The organism is uncultured Solobacterium sp. (assembly GCF_963550625.1).
GTDB lineage: Bacteria > Bacillota_I > Bacilli_A > Erysipelotrichales > Erysipelotrichaceae > Bulleidia.
Genome location: NZ_CAUVCV010000001.1, coordinates 150826 through 171952, shown reverse-complemented (window position 1 = coordinate 171952; position 21127 = coordinate 150826). Strand labels below are relative to the sequence as shown.

Annotated in this window: 19 protein-coding genes and 1 tRNA gene; 3 read left to right on the top strand and 17 right to left on the bottom strand. The window is 37.2% G+C overall.

Going from position 1 to position 21127, the window contains the following annotated elements; genetic code table 11:
• Positions 1 to 120 precede the first annotated feature (120 nt).
• Positions 121 to 975, top strand: coding sequence for a DUF5131 family protein (locus tag RYK16_RS00880; RefSeq protein ID WP_314850181.1), 855 nt, complete (start codon positions 121 to 123; stop codon positions 973 to 975).
• On the opposite strand, the gene RYK16_RS00875 is transcribed toward RYK16_RS00880, so the two are convergent.
• Genes RYK16_RS00875 through RYK16_RS00865 form a run of 3 tightly spaced genes read right to left on the bottom strand, consistent with a single transcriptional unit; the run spans position 967 to position 3943 of the window.
• The gene (locus tag RYK16_RS00875; RefSeq protein WP_314850180.1) at positions 967 to 2490 is read right to left on the bottom strand and encodes a hypothetical protein; all 1524 of its coding nucleotides are present in this window, start codon (positions 2488 to 2490) and stop codon (positions 967 to 969) included. The genes RYK16_RS00880 and RYK16_RS00875 overlap by 9 nt on opposite strands.
• A complete protein-coding gene (locus RYK16_RS00870) occupies positions 2490 to 3194 on the bottom strand; it encodes an ABC transporter ATP-binding protein (RefSeq protein ID WP_314850179.1) in 705 nt (234 codons plus the stop codon). Before RYK16_RS00870 ends, RYK16_RS00875 begins: the two co-directional genes overlap by 1 nt.
• Positions 3191 to 3943 carry a MerR family transcriptional regulator gene (locus RYK16_RS00865; protein WP_314850178.1) on the bottom strand — a complete coding sequence of 251 codons (753 nt, stop codon included), beginning with the start codon at positions 3941 to 3943 and terminating at the stop codon, positions 3191 to 3193. The genes RYK16_RS00870 and RYK16_RS00865 overlap by 4 nt, the downstream gene beginning before the upstream one ends.
• A gap of 170 nt (positions 3944 to 4113) precedes the next feature.
• Between RYK16_RS00865 and RYK16_RS00860 the strand changes: the two genes are divergently transcribed.
• Positions 4114 to 4189: transfer RNA gene (locus tag RYK16_RS00860), tRNA-Lys, on the top strand.
• Between the two features lie 60 nt (positions 4190 to 4249).
• Here RYK16_RS00860 and RYK16_RS00855 read toward each other — a convergent pair.
• The 14 genes from RYK16_RS00855 to yaaA all read right to left on the bottom strand — a co-directional run bounded on the left by RYK16_RS00855 (position 4250) and on the right by yaaA (position 20613).
• The gene (locus RYK16_RS00855) at positions 4250 to 5614 is read right to left on the bottom strand and encodes an MATE family efflux transporter (protein ID WP_314850177.1); all 1365 of its coding nucleotides are present in this window, start codon (positions 5612 to 5614) and stop codon (positions 4250 to 4252) included.
• Positions 5615 to 5691: 77 nt separating this feature from the next.
• Positions 5692 to 6045 carry a hydrogenase maturation nickel metallochaperone HypA gene (locus RYK16_RS00850; RefSeq protein ID WP_314850176.1) on the bottom strand — a complete coding sequence of 118 codons (354 nt, stop codon included), beginning with the start codon at positions 6043 to 6045 and terminating at the stop codon, positions 5692 to 5694.
• Positions 6038 to 8836, bottom strand: a complete 2799-nt coding sequence (locus RYK16_RS00845) for an FAD-dependent oxidoreductase (protein WP_314850175.1) — start codon at positions 8834 to 8836, stop codon at positions 6038 to 6040. Before RYK16_RS00845 ends, RYK16_RS00850 begins: the two co-directional genes overlap by 8 nt.
• A gap of 2 nt (positions 8837 to 8838) precedes the next feature.
• The gene (gene hypB, locus RYK16_RS00840) at positions 8839 to 9501 is read right to left on the bottom strand and encodes a hydrogenase nickel incorporation protein HypB (RefSeq protein WP_314850174.1); all 663 of its coding nucleotides are present in this window, start codon (positions 9499 to 9501) and stop codon (positions 8839 to 8841) included.
• Positions 9498 to 10166 carry a hydrogenase nickel incorporation protein HypB gene (hypB, locus tag RYK16_RS00835; protein WP_314850173.1) on the bottom strand — a complete coding sequence of 223 codons (669 nt, stop codon included), beginning with the start codon at positions 10164 to 10166 and terminating at the stop codon, positions 9498 to 9500. Before hypB (RYK16_RS00835) ends, hypB (RYK16_RS00840) begins: the two co-directional genes overlap by 4 nt.
• Positions 10167 to 10353: 187 nt before the next feature.
• Positions 10354 to 12864, bottom strand: coding sequence for a heavy metal translocating P-type ATPase (locus RYK16_RS00830; protein WP_314850172.1), 2511 nt, complete (start codon positions 12862 to 12864; stop codon positions 10354 to 10356).
• A 16-nt stretch (positions 12865 to 12880) separates the two neighbouring features.
• The gene (locus RYK16_RS00825) at positions 12881 to 13174 is read right to left on the bottom strand and encodes a metal-sensing transcriptional repressor (RefSeq protein WP_314111275.1); all 294 of its coding nucleotides are present in this window, start codon (positions 13172 to 13174) and stop codon (positions 12881 to 12883) included.
• Between the two features lie 93 nt (positions 13175 to 13267).
• Positions 13268 to 14287 (bottom strand): NAD-dependent epimerase/dehydratase family protein, encoded by a 1020-nt coding sequence (locus tag RYK16_RS00820; RefSeq protein WP_314850171.1) that lies wholly within the window; start codon positions 14285 to 14287, stop codon positions 13268 to 13270.
• Positions 14288 to 14373: 86 nt separating this feature from the next.
• The gene (locus RYK16_RS00815) at positions 14374 to 15501 is read right to left on the bottom strand and encodes a L,D-transpeptidase family protein (protein ID WP_314850170.1); all 1128 of its coding nucleotides are present in this window, start codon (positions 15499 to 15501) and stop codon (positions 14374 to 14376) included.
• 97 nt (positions 15502 to 15598) lie between these two features.
• Positions 15599 to 15838, bottom strand: coding sequence for a hypothetical protein (locus RYK16_RS00810; RefSeq protein WP_294206599.1), 240 nt, complete (start codon positions 15836 to 15838; stop codon positions 15599 to 15601).
• Complete coding sequence (locus tag RYK16_RS00805) at positions 15835 to 17775, bottom strand: ribonucleoside triphosphate reductase (protein ID WP_314850169.1); 1941 nt, start codon at positions 17773 to 17775, stop codon at positions 15835 to 15837. The genes RYK16_RS00810 and RYK16_RS00805 overlap by 4 nt, the downstream gene beginning before the upstream one ends.
• 3 nt (positions 17776 to 17778) lie before the next feature.
• The gene (locus RYK16_RS00800) at positions 17779 to 18930 is read right to left on the bottom strand and encodes an anaerobic ribonucleoside-triphosphate reductase activating protein (RefSeq protein ID WP_314850168.1); all 1152 of its coding nucleotides are present in this window, start codon (positions 18928 to 18930) and stop codon (positions 17779 to 17781) included.
• 84 nt (positions 18931 to 19014) lie between these two features.
• Positions 19015 to 19878, bottom strand: a complete 864-nt coding sequence (locus RYK16_RS00795) for a glycerophosphodiester phosphodiesterase family protein (RefSeq protein ID WP_314850167.1) — start codon at positions 19876 to 19878, stop codon at positions 19015 to 19017.
• A 6-nt stretch (positions 19879 to 19884) separates the two neighbouring features.
• Positions 19885 to 20613, bottom strand: a complete 729-nt coding sequence (gene yaaA, locus RYK16_RS00790; RefSeq protein ID WP_314850166.1) for a peroxide stress protein YaaA — start codon at positions 20611 to 20613, stop codon at positions 19885 to 19887.
• A 40-nt stretch (positions 20614 to 20653) separates the two neighbouring features.
• On the opposite strand from yaaA, the gene RYK16_RS00785 reads away from it, so the two are divergent.
• Positions 20654 to 21121: an SseB family protein gene (locus tag RYK16_RS00785; RefSeq protein ID WP_314850165.1), complete on the top strand. Its 468-nt coding sequence runs from the start codon at positions 20654 to 20656 to the stop codon at positions 21119 to 21121.
• Positions 21122 to 21127: the final 6 nt, after the last annotated feature.

The following is a 21127-nucleotide window of genomic DNA, read 5'->3' as shown; positions in this document are numbered from 1 at the left end:
GTAAATTTCTTTCAAAGTAATAGATTAATTTTTCAATGTATAAAATTTATTCAAATTCACAAACCAATTATTTGTGTATATTTACCGCAAAACATACACTACATGTAGGAGGATGACGCGATGCACGACACATGGAATCCATGGCATGGATGTAAGAAGATTAGTGAAGGATATGCAAACTGCTATATGTATTTTCTCGATCAAATACGCGCGCAAGATGGTGCACTCATCCGCTTGACAAACAATATGAAAAAACCTTTGGCGAAAAATCGCAAGGGTGAATATAAAATCAAGAGCGGTGAACTCATACGTGTATGCATGACATCAGATTTCTTCCTAGAAGAAGCAGACACTGGGCGTACACAAGCTTGGGATATCATGCGTATTCGCAGCGATGTAAAGTTCTTCCTACTAACCAAACGTCCAGAACGTATACTTTCCTGTTTACCATCTGATTGGAAAGATGGATGGGAAAACATCATGATCAATGTCACAGCCGAAAATCAAAAGCGCGCTGATGAACGCATCCCTATCTTATTAGATTTACCCTTCAAACATAAAGGAATCATGTGTGCTCCACTCTTATCAGAAATACATATTGAACAATACTTATCCGACAAAATCGAACAAATCATCGTCGGTGGAGAAAACTATAACGGCAGTAGACCTTGCCATTACGAGTGGGTTAAAAGTCTCTATCAACAAGCCACCAAACACGATATTACATTTGCATTTATCAAAACAGGCACAACCTTTGTAAAAGATGGCAAAACATATCACATTCCATCGAAAACTGTTCAATCAAATCAAGCCTTCCGATCCGGTTTGCAACACCAAGGAAGAAAACACAAATACATACTCACCGACCAATTTAACAACTACATTCCAGAGAAGCAGAGATACCAACGTCAATTTGATATTGACTGTACAGAATGCGGTTCTAAACTCATATGTAATGGAATTGAGTTAGGATAATGTACGAATTCTACTCAAAAATACAAATATAATCACACTTACAACAAATAGAATACTAGCTACCAGATACATTGCAAAATAAAGATTCATGGATAAGATTGTCGAAAGTAGTATAGGTAAACCAACCATAAACAAACTAACCAACATCGTTAAACCAACTTGCAAATTTTGCTTAATTGGAACAACTTCATTGTCCCAACTATAATTAGCGAATCGATAGTCTAGCGCAAATCCCAAAATTGCAGTAAAGATAGAATATGCTAATGGAATAAGTAACACCGAAACCACCTGTTCAACTGATAGCGAAAATCGCAAGAATACAGCAATGATTGCGCAAACATATCCTATTAAATGTAAAGACAATGTCACCGATATCTTACTGAATATAATATCTAACATCTTGACAGGAGCAGTCTGAATAATCCATAGATTCTTCCCCTCTAATGATAAGGAAGAAGCCGAAGGGAATGTGAACGCCAGCATCCCTGCAATCACAAGTGGAATATAGTCCACCACATTTACAGGAATCTGCGAAACTTTCAATATGGAAAACAGTACTGTTGGTGGTACAAGCACCAACAAAATACTCCCTATCACTAGCATAATAATACCAAACCCCTGATTAATTACCGCTAAATATGAGCCAAAGAAACGTTTCATTTCTTTTTGGTATAACGCATGTAATACTGAATGATGCTTGAAAGTTGCATCATGATATATAACTCTATGTTTTGTAGAAAGCTTATGCAGAACTTCATATTTCCAAGTAAGCATATAGAAGATTAGCACAGAAACAATAAATGACATGCATGCATATAATAGGTTTGACTTTAAAAATATTAAAGATGGCGGATATATCTGTAACATTTGTAATCCCACCACAGTAGATAAACTGACTATATCTTGAAGAAAATAAATTCCTATCATTAAACCAATAAACAATAGAACAGATAATAGTATTTTTAATACTGTTGTATGTTTAGCAAAAGACGCTACATACAGAATGCCCACACCAAAGATGATTGCAATTCCTATCGGTATTACCGGAACAAACACAAGGGAAACAATGCCAAATACAAACTGTATGTATGCATGTGTACTAAGTACATGCACCACCATACCTGGTAACATCATTCCACAGGTGAAACAAAACGCAAAGATATAAACAATCAACAGTTTACTTGCGATAATATCTCTTTTAGAAACAGGTAGTGACTGCAACATTTCATAATCATTGCCTTCAAACAATAATGCATTCAACGTAAACAATAATAATGTTATTAAAGCGATACTCGTTAGCGACAACAAGCTTGCATACACATATTCAATAAGTCCTGCATGTATCAAGTTCATTGTTGTTGTGACAGAAAATGCTCCAATATTTATTGCCATATAGATAATAACAACAATGAATAATACAGCTATATTACGCTTTTGTTTATTGTTTCCGCAAAGATCATTGATAGGCAGTGTATTTAAGAGTTTAGCTTTTGATAAATGAATGATTTGATTCATTACGCATCCACCTCCATAAAGAACTCTTCTAATGACTTTGTTCCCTTTACGGTATCCGTATTACCACATGTAACAAGTTTTCCTTTATGGATAATCGCAATTTTATTACAGAGTTTCTCTGCTACATCTAAAACATGAGTCGAGAAGAAAATTGTACATCCTTTCTGTGTCATTTCTTTCATAATATTCTTGAGTTCAAATGTAGCTTTTGGATCCAACCCTACAAATGGTTCATCTAAAATCAATATCTTCGGCTCATGTATAAGAGCCGCAATAATTGCAGTACGCTGTTTCATACCATGTGAATATGACGAAATCATATTTCCCAGGGAATCTGTCATTTCGAAAAGATTTGCATATGTTTGTATGCTATTTTTTCTATCTTCAGAAGACACATGATACAAATCGGCGATAAAGTTAATGAATTGATACCCCGTTAAATGCTCATATAAATCAGGATTATCCGGTATATATGCCAATTGTTGTTTACATAAGATTGGCTCACTTTGAATAGAATGACCATTGATTAAAATATCACCTTCATCAAAGCCATGAATACCAACGATTGCTTTAATAGTAGAAGTTTTCCCTGCACCATTAGCTCCAATAAAACCATAGATATCTCCATCAGAAATAGATAAAGATAAGTGTTCTACAGCTACTTTTCCGTCATACTTCTTCGTTAAATTTTTAATTTCAATCATAAGTCTTCCTCTCGTAAGGTTTCTACACAGAACCCTTTTTTATTACAACATGGACATGTCAGTTTTCTTGTACGATACGTATGCCTTGCCCAAAAAACCTCTTTTCCATTTGGTCTGAAAACGGTGTGACATTCAGGACAGATATAGGCAACAATATTCATATATTTTTTGAATAAAATCGATCCAAAGATAATTATCAATACCTCAATAACAAAATATATCCACCACTTTCCACTAAATAGCGAATACACAAAAGATGCACCCTGTACGATTCCAACTATGATCCCAATAATGAAAAGCTGTATCCGGTAATGTTTCAATCGTTCTTTCCGTTTCAAAATATAGGCAATATTTGGCATTGAAGCCGGTGTTATCACTGGTATCGCTTTTAATTGTTCACGAAAAGATTTTGCATCTTGAAGTTTTATTTTTTGTTCCTCAACTTCTTTCTCTATCGCAAATATACGTTCATCAATTAAAGCCTTTATTATATTCTCGCCATTATCTTGCTGATAAATCCTGGCAATATCATCAATGGATAATCCTAGAGAGCGCAAATAAATTAATAATCTTAATTTTTCTACATCTTCGGAAGTATACATACGTCTACCACCTTCACTTAGTTCAGTAGGAATTAGCAATCCACGTTGATCATAATACTGAACAGTACGAACTGTGATACCACATAATTTTGCAATCTCGCCTGTCGAATACATTTTTTTCTTAGTTCTTTCGATAGTATCGCTCATATCACTTACCTCATAGTTATAATAGTTTATCACGCAACGTCACAAGCAAGTTATTTTTGAATTTTTCTGTAAAATTATAAAAAAATTCGAACAAAAGACAGAAATTTGTCTTAAAAACCTCTTGCAAAGATAAAATTTAAATTATATAATCATAAAGCATTAAGCGAGATGGTTTCTTAGCTCAGTTGGTAGAGCAACTGACTCTTAATCAGTGGGTCGAGGGTTCGAGCCCCTCAGAGACCACCATAAATAAAAGGGAAGTTCCGAAAGGTTCTTCCCTTTTTGTTATATATAATCGTATCAATTTTATTTCATCAATATATCAGCGTTAACTTCATTGTGAATCTGTTCCGAGATATCACGCATCGTGATAATCGTTACTGGTATTAGATAAAGTACCGCACCAAGCCATGCACTTTGATCAGCCCACGTAATCGCATTGAATCCAAAGTCCGCCACCAAGAATACACAGACTGCTGTTCGACAAATCATCTCAACTACACCACAATAGATTGCACGCATCGCATATCCCAATCCCTGAATACTCATACGGACAACATTCAAAATACCTAATAACCACCAAGCATATCCCATTCTTCTTAGATATAAATCTGCTGCAGATAGTACTGATTCATCACCTGTAATAAATAACGTACTAAGCACTTTGCCAAATAGAATCATCAAAATTCCTGCTAGTACACCATACGTAACACCAACATAGGTACCCTTGCGCAAACCTTCTTTGATACGGTCTTCCTTCTTTGCGCCATAGTTTTGTGAGACAAAAGTAGAAACCGCAGTAGCCAAGGCATCAAATGGACACAACAAGAACTGCTTAATCTTGACACCAGCAGTAAATGCAGAAACATACACCGTTCCTAGAGAGTTATTGGCTGATTGCATAATCATTGAACCGATGGCTGTGATTGAATATTGTAAACCCATCGGAATTCCCATTACTAACAATCGTTTTGATAATTCAGAATCAAACTTTCTTTCTTCTGAATGAATATGCAAGATTGGAAATTTCATCATAATTAAAATCAAGCATAAAACAGCTGATACCGCTTGTGAGAATACAGTCGCAATCGCTGCACCAGCAACTCCCCACTTCAAGTTAATGATACAGAAGATATCCAAGAAGATATTCAGTACAGCCGAAATTGCTAAGAAGATAAATGGTGTTTTAGAGTCACCGATTGCACGTAGGATACTCGATAAGTAGTTATATAAAAGTGTAAAAGGTATGCCAATAAAAATCACAATAATATAGTTATATGTATCCTGATAGATTTCAGATGGAACACGCAATAAATCTAAGATTAACGGACAGAAGAAACAGGTTGCAGCAGTTAAAATCATCGCAATAATAAATGTCCAAACACAACCTTGGAATTCAAATCTCTGCATCCCCTTTGGGTCATTTGCACCAAAGCGCTGAGCAACCGGTACCCCAAACCCTGCCATTGTACCAATACAAAATCCCAATACCAAAAACTGGACACTACTAGTCGCACCGACAGCCGCCAACGCTGCAGGCCCTAGTGTTTGCCCTACAATTGCGGCATCTGCCACATTATATGTTTGTTGGAAAAGATTTCCTAATAAGAGTGGGATTGCAAATTGTAATATCAGTTTTAAAGGGTTTCCCTCTACCATACTTTTTCTCATTGTATTGTTCCTCCCTTCAAAGAATATTGTACATTATATATCAATTCATCTAAAAAAGAAGAGTAGATCTTGAATTTCTACTCTTCTGTTTCTGCTTCAACTTCTTTGATGACGCATTCATCACCTTTTACAAGGTACGTCTCTTCACTACCGCAGTATGGACATATTCTTCCATGTTTTACTGTCCCGTATTCTTGTTTACAAGATTCACAAAATGTTACTGCAGGAATTGTCTCTAGTTTTAATTCACACTCTAATAACAGAGGATATTTAACCTTGAAATAATTCCAGCAATCTACGAAGTAATCCGTCATAATACCCGATACTTCGCCAACCTCTAGGGTTACTGAACCATATTTTATGACCTTATTTTCTTCTGCCATTTCACTTAGAGATTTTGCAAGGTGTGTAACAATTCCCATCTCATGCATGGTTTGCACTCTTCTTCTTGAATAAAATCTTTAGTTTACGTTTTGCGGCATAAGGAAGAACCGCCTTGATCTTATCTTCGCAACGATACATTCTAGATGCATCTGGTAAATCTCTTTGTAGATGAATCGCATCAAATTCACAACGTGTTGTACATAGGCCACAACCGATACACTTATTAAGGTCAACAAAAGTTGCTCCACAGCCTAAACAACGCTTTGCTTCTGTACGAACTTGTTCATCTGTAAATGCTAAACGCATATCATTAAATATAGTCTTTGGATTTCCTTGTTTATGTCCAGGAACTTGACGCTTAGCTGTATCAAATTCTTCTAACACAACATCATCCTTATTTAATTCAATAAAGTGACGTAGATCACGGTTAATTGTCATCGATTGTCCTGGGTGAACGAAACGATTAATGGAATCTTCTACAATTCTACCAGCCGCAATCGCATCAATCGCAAATCTTGGACCTGTATATACATCACCACCCACAAAGATATCTGGGTCAGCAGTCTGTAATGTGACTGGGTCAGCTTTAGCAGTATTGTTACGGTTAAGTTCAACCTTTGTGCCTTCTAATAGTTTGCCCCATTCAATGGATTGTCCAATGGAGAGTAATACATTCTTGCATGGAACTGTGATAGTTTCATTTTCATCATATTGAGGATTAAACTTACCATCCGCATCCTTCACAGATAAGCACTTCTTAAATACGACACCAGTGACATTTCCATTTTCAGTTAGGATTTCCTTAGGACCCCAACCATTCATAACAGAAATATCTTCTTCCTTAGCTTCTAGTACTTCATCTCTAGCTGCAGGCATTTCCTTTTCACCTTCAAGACATAACATTGTGACTTTGCCTTCTGTTAAACGAACAGCAGTACGTGCTACGTCAACCGCAACATTACCACCACCGATAACAACTACATCACCTTCTAATGCATGTCTTAAAGCTTCATTATTTGCCTTGCGCAAGAACTCTACACCTGTTTGAACACCAATTGCGTCTTCACCAGGTACACCTGTCTTGCGTCCACCTTGGGCACCAATCGCAATGTAGAATGCTTTGTAGCCTTCACTACGTAACGATGGAATTGTTGTGTCCTTACCAATTTCAATATTGTATTTAAACTCAACCCCCATTTGACGTAGAACATCAATTTCAGCTTCGATAATATCTTTCTCTAAACGGAAAGATGGAATACCATTCAGTAACATACCACCTGCACGACTTTCCTTTTCAAATACTGTAACAGGATATCCATGCATGCGGAGATAATAGGCTGCCGAAAGTCCAGCAGGACCTGCACCGATAATCGCAATCTTATAGTCATCAGACCACATTCCACCATCATCCTTTTCGCACAAAGGAACAAAACGTGTCTCTGCATTTAATTCTTGCGCCGCAATGTACTTCTTGATTTCATCAATTGCGATAGGCTGATCAACTTTACCACGAGTACATGCGTCTTCACAACGACGGTTACAGATTGCACCACATACCGCAGGGAATGGATTATCCTGCTTGATTAGTCTAAGTGCATCCATAAATCTTCCTTCAGAAGCCATCTTTACATATCCTTGTACTGCTAAGTGAGCAGGACAAGCTGTCTTACATGGTGCTGTACCAGTGTCATAACAGTTAATCTTAGAAGTTTCACGATAGTCTGGATTCCAATGATCTTCGCCCCATTCTGTCTCATCAGGCAGTAATGTTGTTGGATATTTGATTGCGCCTAAACTTGTACATAACTTCTGACCAAGCTTCGCAGCTCCAACTGGGCAAACTTCTACGCACTTACCACAGGCAACACACTTTTCTTTCTCAACATGTGCTCGATATGCGGAACGTGATAGGTTTGGTGTATTGTACAACTGTGATGTACGTAACGCATTACATACACCAGGTGCACAGTTACAGATACCTACAATCTTACCTTCACCATCAATATTTGTAATTTGGTGTACAAAACCATGACGTTCACCACGTTTTAAGATTTCTAAGACTTCGTCATAGGAAACATAATGTGCTCTACCACGGTCCACCTGATATTCAGCCATGTCTCCAACACCAATACAGAATTCACCGTTGATTTCACCAGAGCCTTCACCACGCATCTCCTGTTGGCGACGGCATGTACATTGACTGATTGCATACTTATCATACTTATCTAACCAATGACTCAAGTGTTCTACAGATACGGATTGGTTTACATGCTCAATTGCCTTTTCTACAGGAATAACATGCATACCAATTCCGCCACCACCAAGTGGAACCATTGGTGTTACAGGTTCTAGCGGCATCTGTGTCATTAAGTTAAAGAATGTTGCAAGGTTTGGATGAGCTTCTGTTAGTTCATCATTCATCATCATAAACTCAGCAGAACCTGGAACGAAAATAGGTACATTATACTGTTTCTCGTTCTCTGGATTTTCACGGTTCATCTCAATCAAACCAATCCAGCATAGATGATCAATCATCTTCTGTGTTTCTTCTAGCGTCATATTATTTTTCTTCGCTAGAACTTCTGGTTTGTATCCAACACGTGTTTTCTTGAACGATAGCATGAACTTCACTTCTTCTTTTGTAAGTAGTTCATCTAACATCCAATATTCAGGATCTTCTGTTTTTACAGAGTGTGTTAATTTCGCCTTGATACGGTTGGTAATCATGCATGCAAGGTCTAGTAGTAGTTTTTCCTTTTCTGGATCTGCAGCTACATAATTTGGATCTGGAACGAAATCACGTTCATTTGTCATTCTCTTTTTTGGGGCAGTTGTCATAATTATCTTGTCACCTTCCACTCAACTGTTTCTTCTTGTAGCCAGTCGAGCCACTCTTTCATACCCTCTTTGGTTTTAGCACTTAGAGGGAAAATCTTAATTTTTGGGTTCAAACGCTTTACACGTTTGATACATGTTTCTAAATCAAAAACAAAATATGGTAATGCATCGATCTTACTGATGATTAGGACATCACTCTTTTCAAACATCAATGGATATTTGAGAGGTTTATCATCACCTTCTGTCACGCTTAGAATCATGACATTATACATAGCGCCAGTATCATATTCCGCAGGACAAATTAGATTTCCAACATTCTCTAAGAATGCTAGGTCAATGTCGTGTCCCTTCATCGCATCAATACCGGTCTTTGTCATCCCTGCATCCATATGACACATACCATCTGTATGTACCTGTACCGCAACAGCACCTAACTGCTCAATTCTTTCCGCATCAACTGCAGATTCAATATCCGCTTCAAGAACCGCTATCTTAAATTTTTCCAACATTTGGATTGTTGAACTTAGAAGTGTGGTTTTACCAGAGCCAGGAGAACTCATTAGGTTGATGAGTAGCGTTCCCTGAAATTTCATTTGCATGCGTAATGCATTGGCATCTTTTTCATTTGATGCGGTTATACTCTTATGGAGTTCTATGACTTTCATTTCGCATTCCTCCACGCTTCGATACGCTTGCGTATCGCATTCATCATGTCATCAAATCCTTCCCCAGTCTTTGCGCTGATTGGATAGAATTCCATATCTGGATTCAGTTTACGAACATGTGCTTTACAGCGTTCTTCATCAAAATCAAAGATGGCTTTTGTATCAATCTTATTAAAAAGTAAGATATCACCCACCTGAAACATCAATGGATATTTCAGGGGCTTATCATCACCCTCTGGAATACTTAAGATTACTAGCTTTAAATTCGCACCAGTATCAAACTCAGCTGGACATACCAAGTTACCGATATTCTCTAAAATCACAACATCTAAATCTTCAATGTTGAGTCTTTCCATTCCACGGGCAGTCATATCCGCTGTCATATGACAGCTACCACCTGTATGTAGTTGGATTACCTTAACACCTAACTTAGAAATTGTCTTTGCGTCCACATCAGAATCGACATCCGCTTCCATCACACCTACACGGTAATCCTTCTTTAACTCCTCAATCATTCTCACAAGTGTTGTTGTCTTACCCGCACCTGGCGAAGCCATCAAATTGATTAGATATACATGGTGTTCTCTCAATGTATTACGTACTTTTTGGGCTTCCAAGGTATTATCTGCACTCAATCGTTCTTTTGTCTCAAAAATCTCGTACATGTTTACTCCTTGTTGTTTAATTTTATACATTTTAATATTTAATTAGTTTTTTCACAAGATAACGTAGTACTACAAAATCACGTGAAAGTATAAAAAAGAATTCCATTTTTTGGGATTCTTTTCTTGTATGCATGGTTTGACAAAACTAACTAAAAAGAAATCGATGAATATCACCGATATCTAGTTATTATTCAATTCCTGTAACTGTATAATCCTCTGCTTCTACAGCTTTACGTAACTCTTCATTTGATACTTCTTTATTAAGTGTTACGACAGCCTGCTTAGTAACATGTGATACTTCAGCAGATGATACACCATCAATCTTTTCTAATGCATTCTTGACCGCCTTTTCACAATGACCACACATCATACCTTCAATCATAATCTTCTTTTCCATTTGTTTTTCCTCTTTTCTTTCAATTTGTTTTTGTTCAATATCTTCATCAATCTTAAATAGATTTAATCTTAAAGCATTCATGCATACTGTAACACTTGATAATGCCATCGCTGCTGCACCGAACATTGGATTCATTGATAAGCCAAATAAACCAGCTGCTAATGGAATACAAATCAAGTTATAGAAGAATGCCCAGAATAGATTCTCTTTGACATTACGCAGTGTTGCTCGACTCAGTCTAACAGCTCTAACAACATCTGTTAATGTAGAGTTAGACAATACGATATCTGCGGAATCAATTGCGACATCAGTACCTGCGCCAATCGCAATACCAATATCTGCTTTTGTCAGTGCTGGGGCATCATTGATACCATCACCAACCATCGCAACTTTGCCTTGTTTTTGAAGCTCAGTGATGACAGCTTCTTTTCCATCCGGTTTAACACCAGCCACAACACGATCAACACCTGCAATCTTGGCAATCGCACTAGCAGTACGCTCATTATCACCTGTTAACATCACTACCTGCATACCCAACTTCTTTAATTTTGTGATTGCGTTGTATGAATCTTCTTTGATTGTATCTGCAGCGGTAATCATACCAATGAGTTTTCCATCTTGTGCAAAAAACAGCGGTGTTTTTCCTTCACTTGCATACTCATCTGCTTTTGTTTGAATATCTGATGAGATTTCTGCGATTGTACGGATATAATTCATCGAACCCGCTTGCATCAAATGATTGTTGAGAGTCGCTTCAATTCCACTACCAACAACATTCTTAAACTGTTCTGTTGGTATTGCTTGAATATTCTCTTGTTGGGCTTTTTCAACGATTGCTTTCGCAAATGGATGTTCTGATTTCTGCTCTATAGAATAAGCGATTTGTAATAAATCGTTTTCATTAACATCTCCAATTGGATGAATATCTTTTACTGTTGGTTGACCTGTTGTAATCGTCCCTGTCTTATCTAGAGCGATGATGTTCATCTTGCCCATTTCTTCTAATGCTTCAGATGTTTTAAATAAGATACCATGTTGGAATCCTAAACCGTTTCCAACCATGATAGCTACTGGTGTCGCAAGTCCTAATGCACATGGACAGGAAATAACTAATACAGAGATTGCACGTTCAAGTGCATATACAAAGCTAGCTCCTGCAAATAACCAACCAATCATCACGATGATGGAAATGACAATGACTGCAGGCACAAATACTGCTGAGATTTGATCAGCTATCTTAGCAATCGGAGCCTTTGTGGCAGCCGCATCACTTACCATCTGAATAATCTTAGAAAGTGTCGTATCTTTACCTACATGTGTAGCCTTAGCCTGTAAATACCCAGAGATATTTAAGGTGCCTGCACTAATCGTATCATTAACACTCTTATCAACCGGTACTGACTCACCCGTCAAAGCTGATTCATTAATAGAACTATCTCCAGAGATAATCACACCATCTACCGGAATACTTTCGCCAGGCTTTACAACAAAGATATCGTCTAACTTCACTTCATCGATATTGATGATTGTCTCAACACCATCACGAATGATAGTTACCTTCTTTGGCGCTAACTTCATTAGACTCTTTAGTGCATCTGTTGTCTTACCTTTGGATTTGGCTTCTAACATCTTACCAATTGTAATGAATACCAGTATCATTGCGGCAGATTCAAAATACAACTGGTTATGATAAAGTGGCATTAGTTCCATATTCGCAACACCATTTGTTATCTGCACTGTCATTACATACAATACATAGACTGACCATACAAAAGATACCGAAGAACCCAGCGCAACTAATGTGTCCATGTTTGGAGAACCATGCATGAATGACTTAAAGCCACTGATAAAGAATTTCTTGTTGATAACCATCACTATCAACGTCAGAAACATCTGTGTTAATCCTAATCCAATGTGATTGTGATTTAAGAAGGATGGTACTGGTAAATCTAACATTCCATGACCCATTGTGATATACATCAAGATTACTAAGTAACCTAGTGAATACCATAAGCGCTTCTTTAACTTCGGTGTCTCATGGTCCTCTAAAGCTTCCTCTTCTGCAGAAACACTTTCCGTATTCACTTTTTGTGTATTTGTTTCTGACTGTAAAGTTGCGCTATAACCAGCATCTTTAACTGCCTTCATAATCGCTTTTGGATCTGCACTACCTTCAACACCCATCGAATTTGTTAGTAGACTGACTGCACAGGACTGTACACCATCTACCTTGGATACCGCCTTTTCAACTCTGGCTTGGCAGGCTGCACAAGTCATACCTTCTACAATATATTTTTCCATAAAACCTCATTTCTAATCACTTCATTAACTTCTGAAGTACTGTTACGAGTTCATCTATCGACTCATCTTTTCCTTGTCGTATATCTGTTGCGACACAACCACGAATGTGGCATGCCAATAACTCTTTATTAAAACTATTTAGTGCACTTGTGACAGCGGATACCTGAACTAAGATATCTGGACAATATAAATCATCTTCCACCATCTTCTGTATTCCACGTACCTGACCTTCAATACGCTTTAATCTAGTCACAAGTTTCTTCTGCTCATCTGCAGTTCTTTTTTTATGTCTTACTTCACATTGATGCATCTCACACCTCCGTTTTACATATCTGTTATATACCCCCATAGGGTATAAGTCAAGTAATACTATCCCAAGAAAAAAACGTAGATTTCTCTACGTTTAGAATTTTGCATTAAATCTTCCCATATAGGCATGGTAATCATTAATCACTTGGTCACACCATAAGTCAAACTCAGGATCTTCAATTCTTGATTCACTATGTTCCCAAATATATTGTGTATAAAGTTCAATTCCCTTATCTAAATTGATGAGACATTTAAAATCAGGAATGAGTGTATCTCTTACGATATCTGTATATAAATTAGAGAATTGTTTATCCCCTGCAATCTGTTCGGAAAGAGGATACTTTGTACTCATCGCAAGCGTTTCAGATGCGATATGTACTTTCTGTACTTTACGATTCAATGCCTTTCCTAAGGAATCGTAAATCATATCCCAGGTTACAATCTCTGGATTAACAAGGTTAATCGAACGATTGATTGCATTCATATTTCCAATCAACTGGATAAAGTTATACGCAAAGTCATAACTATGCATCATGTGCCAGATAGATTGACCATCTCCATGGATAATGACTGGCTTATCACTCAGAATTCTCGATACAACACTCCAGCAATTCTTACCCTTTACACTAAGTGGGAAACGGTCAAAGCCATAAGTCTGTGAAGGTCTAACAATGGTGATTGGAAAGCCCTTCTTCGCAGCTTGGTTAAATACATCCTCACATGCTGCTTTATCTCTTCCATACTTTGATAAGCGATTCTTCTGCACAGAATCTTCATTGAGGATGAAGTTATTTTCATGGTTGAATACAACGACTGTGGAGATGAAGATATATTGTCTTGTATGGTTTTGGAATAGATATACGCGGTCTCTTGCTTGATCGGGTGTATAGACTACAAAGTCAATGACCGCATCAAATACTGTATTACCAATAATCTGCTGCATCTTTGCTGTATCATTGGCATCACAGATAATATGGTTTGCCATTACAGGTAATGGACGATGTCCACGATTGATAACATATAGTTCTGTATCACGACTCTTCGCTAGCATTCCTAGTACAGCTGAAGAAATGACACCAGTACCTCCGATAATTAAAATCTTGCGTCCGCTCATCCTTACCTCCCCACTATCTAAAACTAGATACACTCATTATATAAGAAAACCCCGTAAAGTTGTTATCTAACATTACAGGGTTTGTTTTAATTTGTTGGTGATAGCCAAGGGTTACTTGGATCTGGATCGGTTGGATCCCATCCACGATTTGGATTTGTAACATCAATCTTTGTCTGCTCAGGTAAGCCTAGTGGTCCAGGATTTTCTGTATCATCATAGATTTCAACTGTTACACCTAATGGGCAGTAATCATAAATCCACTTTACATCCTTCACCGATAGGCGAACACAACCTAGTGAAGCTGATGTTCCTAGCTTATTAAACTCCTCGTACTCTAAATCACTTGGATTTTGTGTAAAGTATGGAACTGAGTGGAATAAAATATCATTTACGATATCTGTTACATATTGACCATAAACATCACCATACAATGGACGCCAACGACTACGATTAAAGGTATGGAATACCCCTGCTGGTGTTTCTGGTCCCACAGAACATAACATTGCCTTAACAGGAATTGTACAACTACCTGTTGTTTGATCATATGCATAAATCGTTACCGTATTGAATACACGATTGACACGAATCATATACGGTGTACTGATTGAAGGATCTACAACTGTCACATATGAAGTAGCACTTGTTTCTAAGCCATTCTTATCCTTTGCAGTGACAGTTACAGGGTATGTTCCCATCGTGTTTGTATCTACTGTTCCACTAATTGTATAGCTGCCATTTGATAGTTCGGTGCTATACGACAAACTCCCATCAACAGGATCACTCACAGCGCGCACAACTGATGAAGCCCGAAAGCTCTCACCACGATTTATTGCAACTGCAGTATCCACAAGTGTAATACTTGGAGCTGTATGGTCTTCTACCGTAACAGTATATTTAAATTCCTTTTGAACATCTTTATCTTTTAAGCGGTAAACAATCGAATAACTACCTGCCTGATTTGTATTTACTGTACCTTCGACTTCCAAATCCCCAACAGAGTCCAAAATAATCTCTTTCGGATCAAATGTTGAACCATATTCCACATTTAGCTTTGATTCATCAATTGATAAAGTGATCCCTGTAGTCATTCTACGGAATGCGTCATAGACGAAAGATAATCCATATAATAAGACACTACCCACTGCCACAAACAACATCACAGCAGCGACTAGCACTAATATTAATCGTTTAAAGTCTACTTTCCTCTTTTTCATACCAAGTATTGTAACATCTATCGTTTTATTTCGCATCGTCAGCGATTTCTCTCACATTTTTTCACAAAAAAAGCCAAGAACATTCTTGGCTTATATACTACTTGTCATATTTATCAACAAACTTCTGAATTGCCTCAAAACCGATGAGTTGTTCAATTTCATTTCCATGATGAACTAACATCGTTGGCGCAATCATAATGCCTAAATTTCTACATAGCTTCATATTCTTCTCTGCTTCTAAAACTTCATACACAAAGTTTCTTTGCGCCATGTATTCTTTGATGAGTTTACACTTTGGACAATTTTTTGTCGTGATTAATTGTGGTAGTTTACTCATCGTTCGTTAACAGCCTCTTGATAGAGATATCCTTCAATTGGATAATCACGATTGCATGTATTTAACGTAATATATGGAATTGTATAGTTTTCCATAATACGTTCTAAAAGTACCGCAATCCCTTTTGCCTCATACTCATTTTTCGCAAGGCGTACATTGAAGATAGTTCCACCAGTATAGATTTCCTGCATACGATTTTGTATATCTAAGCGCGTAAATAGATCTACATTTCCATCAATTGGCAGTTCTGTACTACCTGTATAGTATGGTGTATCACCCTGCATCGCAATAATCATATCAGGATATTCCTTTTGATCCTTTAGCGCAAAGCGATGAGAGATATCTCCAGCAGCCACTGCCTCAATACTAAAGAGTTCATGATGGTCTGCTTGATATTCCTTGAGACGCTTACGCACATGCATGAGCACATTCTCTGCAAAATTCTGTGCTTCCTCTGTATCTAATCCTTTTTGAATCCATTTTGCATTCATGCATGCTTCATTCATTCCCACAATTCCAATCGAAGAGAAATGATTATCAAAGCTACCAAGATAATGTTTTGTATAAGGATATAGTCCTGCCTCTAAAAGACTTGCAAGTACTTGACGCTTTGTACTTAACGAACGAGCAGAGATATCTAATACCTTATCTAGATGCTTTAAGAAATCTTCTTCATCTTTTGCAAGATAGGCAAGTCTAGCCATATTGATAGATACAGTTCCTATTGTTCCTGTATTCTCCCCATACGCAAATAAACCACCTGTTTTCTTAAATAGTTTCTTTGCGTTAAAATGTGTGCCACTAAAGATACTACGTGCATTCTTTTGCTTTAAATCTCCGTTTATAAAATTTGCAAAGTATGGAAGCCCTGTCTTTACAGTTACATCTAGTAATAACTTAGCATTCGCATCATTCCAATCAAATTTCTTTGTAATCGCATATGTTGGAATCGGGAAAGAGAATATATTTCCTTCCGCATCACCTTCTAAGATAACTTCAAGGAAGGCACGGTTAATGAGTGCCATTTCATCCTGACAATCACCATAGGTAAAATCTTGTTCAACGCCACCAACAATTGCTGGTCGCTTTGCGAGATCTTCAGGAACAGTCCAGTCAAAGCAGATATTCGCAAACGGAGAAATTGTTCCCCAACGGGATGGTGTATTTAAACCATAAATTAATGTCTGCATGTTTTGCTTCACTTCATCAAATGACAAATGATCCATACGTACAAATGGAGCTAAGTATGTATCAAAAGATGAGAATGATTGCGCTCCTGCCCATTCATTTTGCATAATTCCAAAGAAGTTTACAATCTGATTACATATTGTAATGAGATGCTTTGCAGGAGCGGAAGAAGTCTGCTTCGCTACTCCACCCAAACCTTGTTGAATTAACTCTTTTAAAGACCAGCCTGCATTACAACCTGTTAACATATTCAAATCATGAATATGAATATCACCATCACGATGTGCATTGGCAACCTCTTCATCATATACTTCGCTCAACCAATAATTGGTGGTGATAGAGGCAGAGTTTGACAAAATCAAACCACCAACAGAGTAAGTTGTATTCCCTTTGTTGTGTTGATTCCCTGTATTGATATAATTGTCCACAACAGAATGATAATCAAATGTTGTGTTTGTAATATTACGTACATTCTCACGCTGTTTACGATAGAGAATATATGCCTTAGATACATCTGCATATCCAGATTCACTTAATACTTTTTCTGCACTATCCTGAATCTTTTCTACATCAATTAAACTATTCTGGATTTTAGGTTCAAAATCACTTGTGATACGTAGTGCAATTAAATCAATTACGCTATCGGTGTATTCACGATCACATGCATCGAACGCTTTGCGAATCGCACTTGCGACCTTCTTGATGTTAAACGCTGCAGTACTGCCATCTCTTTTCTTTACACGATACATCACTTACACCTCCTTCGCTAATCTTAATTCTACGGTCTTCACATATGGTTCAACTGCTTTCTTCATTTCTTCCATCTTCTCTGCAGTATATGCATGCAGGTCAGGCTGAATGACTGTATCTGAAGAAACAAATTGTTGTAATACATAAGGTGCATCACTACCAATAAACTTTGCAATCTTTATCAAATCCTCAACTGTGTGGAATTCTTTGACAACAGTTGTTTTAAATTCATGTTCCACTTTATACTCTTGCAGTAAGCTTACGCTTTCTGTAATAGGATGCTTGTATTCTACATCTGATTTTAGACCACAGGTTAATGGATACTTCTCGGCACTATTCTTCATATCAAGTGACACAAAATCCAACAAGCCTTCTTCCAATAATATTCCTAACTTCTCGTTGTTTGTGCCATTTGTATCTAACTTCACTGCATAGCCAAGTTCTTTAATCTGACGAATAAATGGAATGAGCTCCTCTTGTAATAAAGGCTCACCACCACTGATAACCACACCATCCAATAAACCACTACGCTCGTTGAGGTATGCAAGAATTTCTTCCGGTGCGATATAGCGATATTTCTCGGGAATAAACACAAGATCTTTCTGGTTACAGAATGGACACTTCATATTACATCCAGCCGTATAGATTGTCGCTGCGACTTTTCCCGGGTAATCCGTAATTGTTGTCTTTTTTAGAGCACCAATTTTTAGCGTATGGAACGCATCGGGTTCACTAGATAAAATAGTACGAGAGTTCTCACAGGCAACGTTTAGCATCTCTTCAAACTGGTCGAAATCAACACCACTCGCTAGTGCTGCACGACATTGATTACGGAAATCATATACAGCCGTCATCATTGCGGAGGCTTTATCTGTCGTATGTAAATGCTTCATACGGTGGTCTTTTTCATCTTGTATTGCACTTACATACCCTTGTTCAATAAGACGTTGAATACTCTTTGTTGTGGTACCCTTATCCACCTCACTGATACGTGTAACATCCTGCATTGTAATACCTTCATTCTCATTGATAATCAATAAAAATGTTAATTGGCCGGAACCAATATCATATGGCGCCAGCATCTTATCAAAATATTTTTGTGTATTGCGAAACAATACCGATAAATTCAAAATAAAATTACTCGTATCACTCATTCCGGATGGGAGCTCCTTATAGTTAGTATTTTATCATATTATTCTCTATTCAAAACCTTGTTCAAATGAAAAGTTCCGAAACATTTACTGTTCTTCGGAACTTGATTCCACATTTGGTATAAAGTGTTCAAAAATAAAGTAATCAAAGTACTTACGATTATCTTCCAGCTCCTGCTTAGAACAAATTGTCCAAGCAATCGCTGGATTTTTAAATAAGCGATGACATAACATGCGTGAAAGATTATGGCGGTTGTGATGGTTATATGCAATAAAGTTTGGTCGCGTGATAAAGTTTGTTAAAAGATACTGCATAATTTTCATTGCGGCAAACATCTTTCCTTTTGCTTGTGTGTTAGGATGTTCCGCAAGCTGTCCACGAATAATCTCTGGACGATTCTTACGATACCAGTTTACACAAGCTGGATGAAATGACTCTACGCAATATAAACCACGATATTTTTGTAACAACTGATCTGCCTTACTACATAATGCATTTATATCCGTCGATGGATTCGCTACCTTGAGTTCTACAATCAAAGGAACTTTCCCATCTACTGACTTTAATACATCTTCAAATAGAGGGATTTGTTCTTTGCTTGTTAGTAAGTGGTATCTCTGCAATTCTTCTAGTGTGAGTTCTGTTAGTATTTTATTAACAACCGCACCTTTTTCATCACGTAATAATCTACCTGTCTTTACATCGTGAAAGATAACAGGTATACCATCTTTGGTTAGTTGAACATCTAGTTCTATTCCATATCCATTCTCTACTGCTTTTAAAAAAGCAGCCATTGAATTTTCAGGAATATTACTTTGTGCATCATGTAAACCTCGATGGGCATAGTAATGATGGCGAAAACCATTCCACTTTTCAGCTTTGAGATTTTGAGGATGAATCATCCATAAATAGACTAAGCAAATACCTGTCGCGATAACAACAATGATCATTTTAACTTACTCCTGACTTACAAATACAAAATGCGTATCATCAGAGAGTTCCTCTGCGTAGCGATAATGTTCACTAAATTTCTTGATGTCCTCTGGATGCGTGATATGATTTTGTGCCATATACCAAATCATATCACCACGTGCCATCTTTGCCTTAGTTGCCTTTGTGATAAGTTTTCCGTTCTTAAACTCACCAAAGACAATATGAATCATTCGATCATTTTCTTGAAGATAGTCTTTGATACAACGTGAATATTCTTCTGCGGCAAGATTGATAATCACATTATCATTAAGTTCACGATAGAGTGCATCATTCCAATAGTCATATAAGTTACTGCCATCAGGAAACACCGATAACATTTCCAAACGGTATGGTGTAATACCATCCATTGGCTTTAGCACACCATAGAAACCAGAAAGAATACGGAAGTGTTCTTGTAGATAATCTAGCTCATCTTGGCATAGAGAAGTCGCAGATAAATGTTGAAACGCAAGACCACTATAACTGAATAATGCAGGCGAAAGATTCTCATACAAGTTCATCGTTTCAATACGTCTGATATTTTCAGTCAAGATCTTATCATTACAACGATACATATGTTGTAGTTGTTCAGCACTCATACCACGCAGTTTTTCTAGCAATATTTCTGTCTTTGAAAGAAAAACTGGTGTTGTTTTTGGAGCTAAATCTTCATCTTGAATCATCTTTTTTGTTGGTGAGAATATTATTTTCATGTTCCTATTATATAATAAATGCAGAAATGGTGAGGATTACATGCAAAAATTTAATTCAGTAACAGATACAACTGTAGATACAAAACTAGAAAACCTACTCTTACAGCGTAAAGCACCTCTTAGTGAAGAGGGTATGAAAAAGGTATTAGAAGAGTTAACACTTTATATGGCTGGTGATCGTCGATTCTATATTGCCTTCTATCCAAAGGAAGACGTCATTCCAAACGATTATATTCAAGCATCTGATATCGACCGCGTTGATTTAATGCAGGCAACCGATGATGAAAAGTATCTCCCTGTATTTTCTACATTAGAAGGTCTACAAGAGTTTAAACCAACATTACAGAAAGATGAGCATATCTACATCGTCACTAAACAAGATTTATTAGATTTCTTAAATATAAACACAAAGGTTGCGGCAGCTGTACTCAATCCACTTGTGGATGATCTCCTATTATATCGCATGCAGCTTCAGAATCTGATTCAAGTACAAGCAGAACAACTTTAAAAGCCC

What these genes read in the sequence shown, in the direction of transcription:
- RYK16_RS00785 (WP_314850165.1), top strand. Translation starts at nt 20,654, where the DNA reads ATGCAAAAATTTAATTCAGTAACAGATACAACTGTAGATACAAAACTA.
- hypB (WP_314850173.1), bottom strand. Translation starts at nt 10,166, where the DNA reads ATGTACGAGATTTTTGAGACAAAAGAACGATTGAGTGCAGATAATACC.
- RYK16_RS00870 (WP_314850179.1), bottom strand. Translation starts at nt 3,194, where the DNA reads ATGATTGAAATTAAAAATTTAACGAAGAAGTATGACGGAAAAGTAGCT.
- hypB (WP_314850174.1), bottom strand. Translation starts at nt 9,501, where the DNA reads ATGAAAGTCATAGAACTCCATAAGAGTATAACCGCATCAAATGAAAAA.
- RYK16_RS00820 (WP_314850171.1), bottom strand. Translation starts at nt 14,287, where the DNA reads ATGAGCGGACGCAAGATTTTAATTATCGGAGGTACTGGTGTCATTTCT.
- RYK16_RS00875 (WP_314850180.1), bottom strand. Translation starts at nt 2,490, where the DNA reads ATGAATCAAATCATTCATTTATCAAAAGCTAAACTCTTAAATACACTG.
- RYK16_RS00795 (WP_314850167.1), bottom strand. Translation starts at nt 19,878, where the DNA reads ATGATCATTGTTGTTATCGCGACAGGTATTTGCTTAGTCTATTTATGG.
- RYK16_RS00810 (WP_294206599.1), bottom strand. Translation starts at nt 15,838, where the DNA reads ATGAGTAAACTACCACAATTAATCACGACAAAAAATTGTCCAAAGTGT.
- RYK16_RS00880 (WP_314850181.1), top strand. Translation starts at nt 121, where the DNA reads ATGCACGACACATGGAATCCATGGCATGGATGTAAGAAGATTAGTGAA.
- yaaA (WP_314850166.1), bottom strand. Translation starts at nt 20,613, where the DNA reads ATGAAAATAATATTCTCACCAACAAAAAAGATGATTCAAGATGAAGAT.
- RYK16_RS00845 (WP_314850175.1), bottom strand. Translation starts at nt 8,836, where the DNA reads ATGACAACTGCCCCAAAAAAGAGAATGACAAATGAACGTGATTTCGTT.
- RYK16_RS00855 (WP_314850177.1), bottom strand. Translation starts at nt 5,614, where the DNA reads ATGAGAAAAAGTATGGTAGAGGGAAACCCTTTAAAACTGATATTACAA.
- RYK16_RS00815 (WP_314850170.1), bottom strand. Translation starts at nt 15,501, where the DNA reads ATGAAAAAGAGGAAAGTAGACTTTAAACGATTAATATTAGTGCTAGTC.
- RYK16_RS00850 (WP_314850176.1), bottom strand. Translation starts at nt 6,045, where the DNA reads ATGCATGAGATGGGAATTGTTACACACCTTGCAAAATCTCTAAGTGAA.
- RYK16_RS00830 (WP_314850172.1), bottom strand. Translation starts at nt 12,864, where the DNA reads ATGGAAAAATATATTGTAGAAGGTATGACTTGTGCAGCCTGCCAAGCC.
- RYK16_RS00825 (WP_314111275.1), bottom strand. Translation starts at nt 13,174, where the DNA reads ATGCATCAATGTGAAGTAAGACATAAAAAAAGAACTGCAGATGAGCAG.
- RYK16_RS00805 (WP_314850169.1), bottom strand. Translation starts at nt 17,775, where the DNA reads ATGTATCGTGTAAAGAAAAGAGATGGCAGTACTGCAGCGTTTAACATC.
- RYK16_RS00865 (WP_314850178.1), bottom strand. Translation starts at nt 3,943, where the DNA reads ATGAGCGATACTATCGAAAGAACTAAGAAAAAAATGTATTCGACAGGC.
- RYK16_RS00800 (WP_314850168.1), bottom strand. Translation starts at nt 18,930, where the DNA reads ATGAGTGATACGAGTAATTTTATTTTGAATTTATCGGTATTGTTTCGC.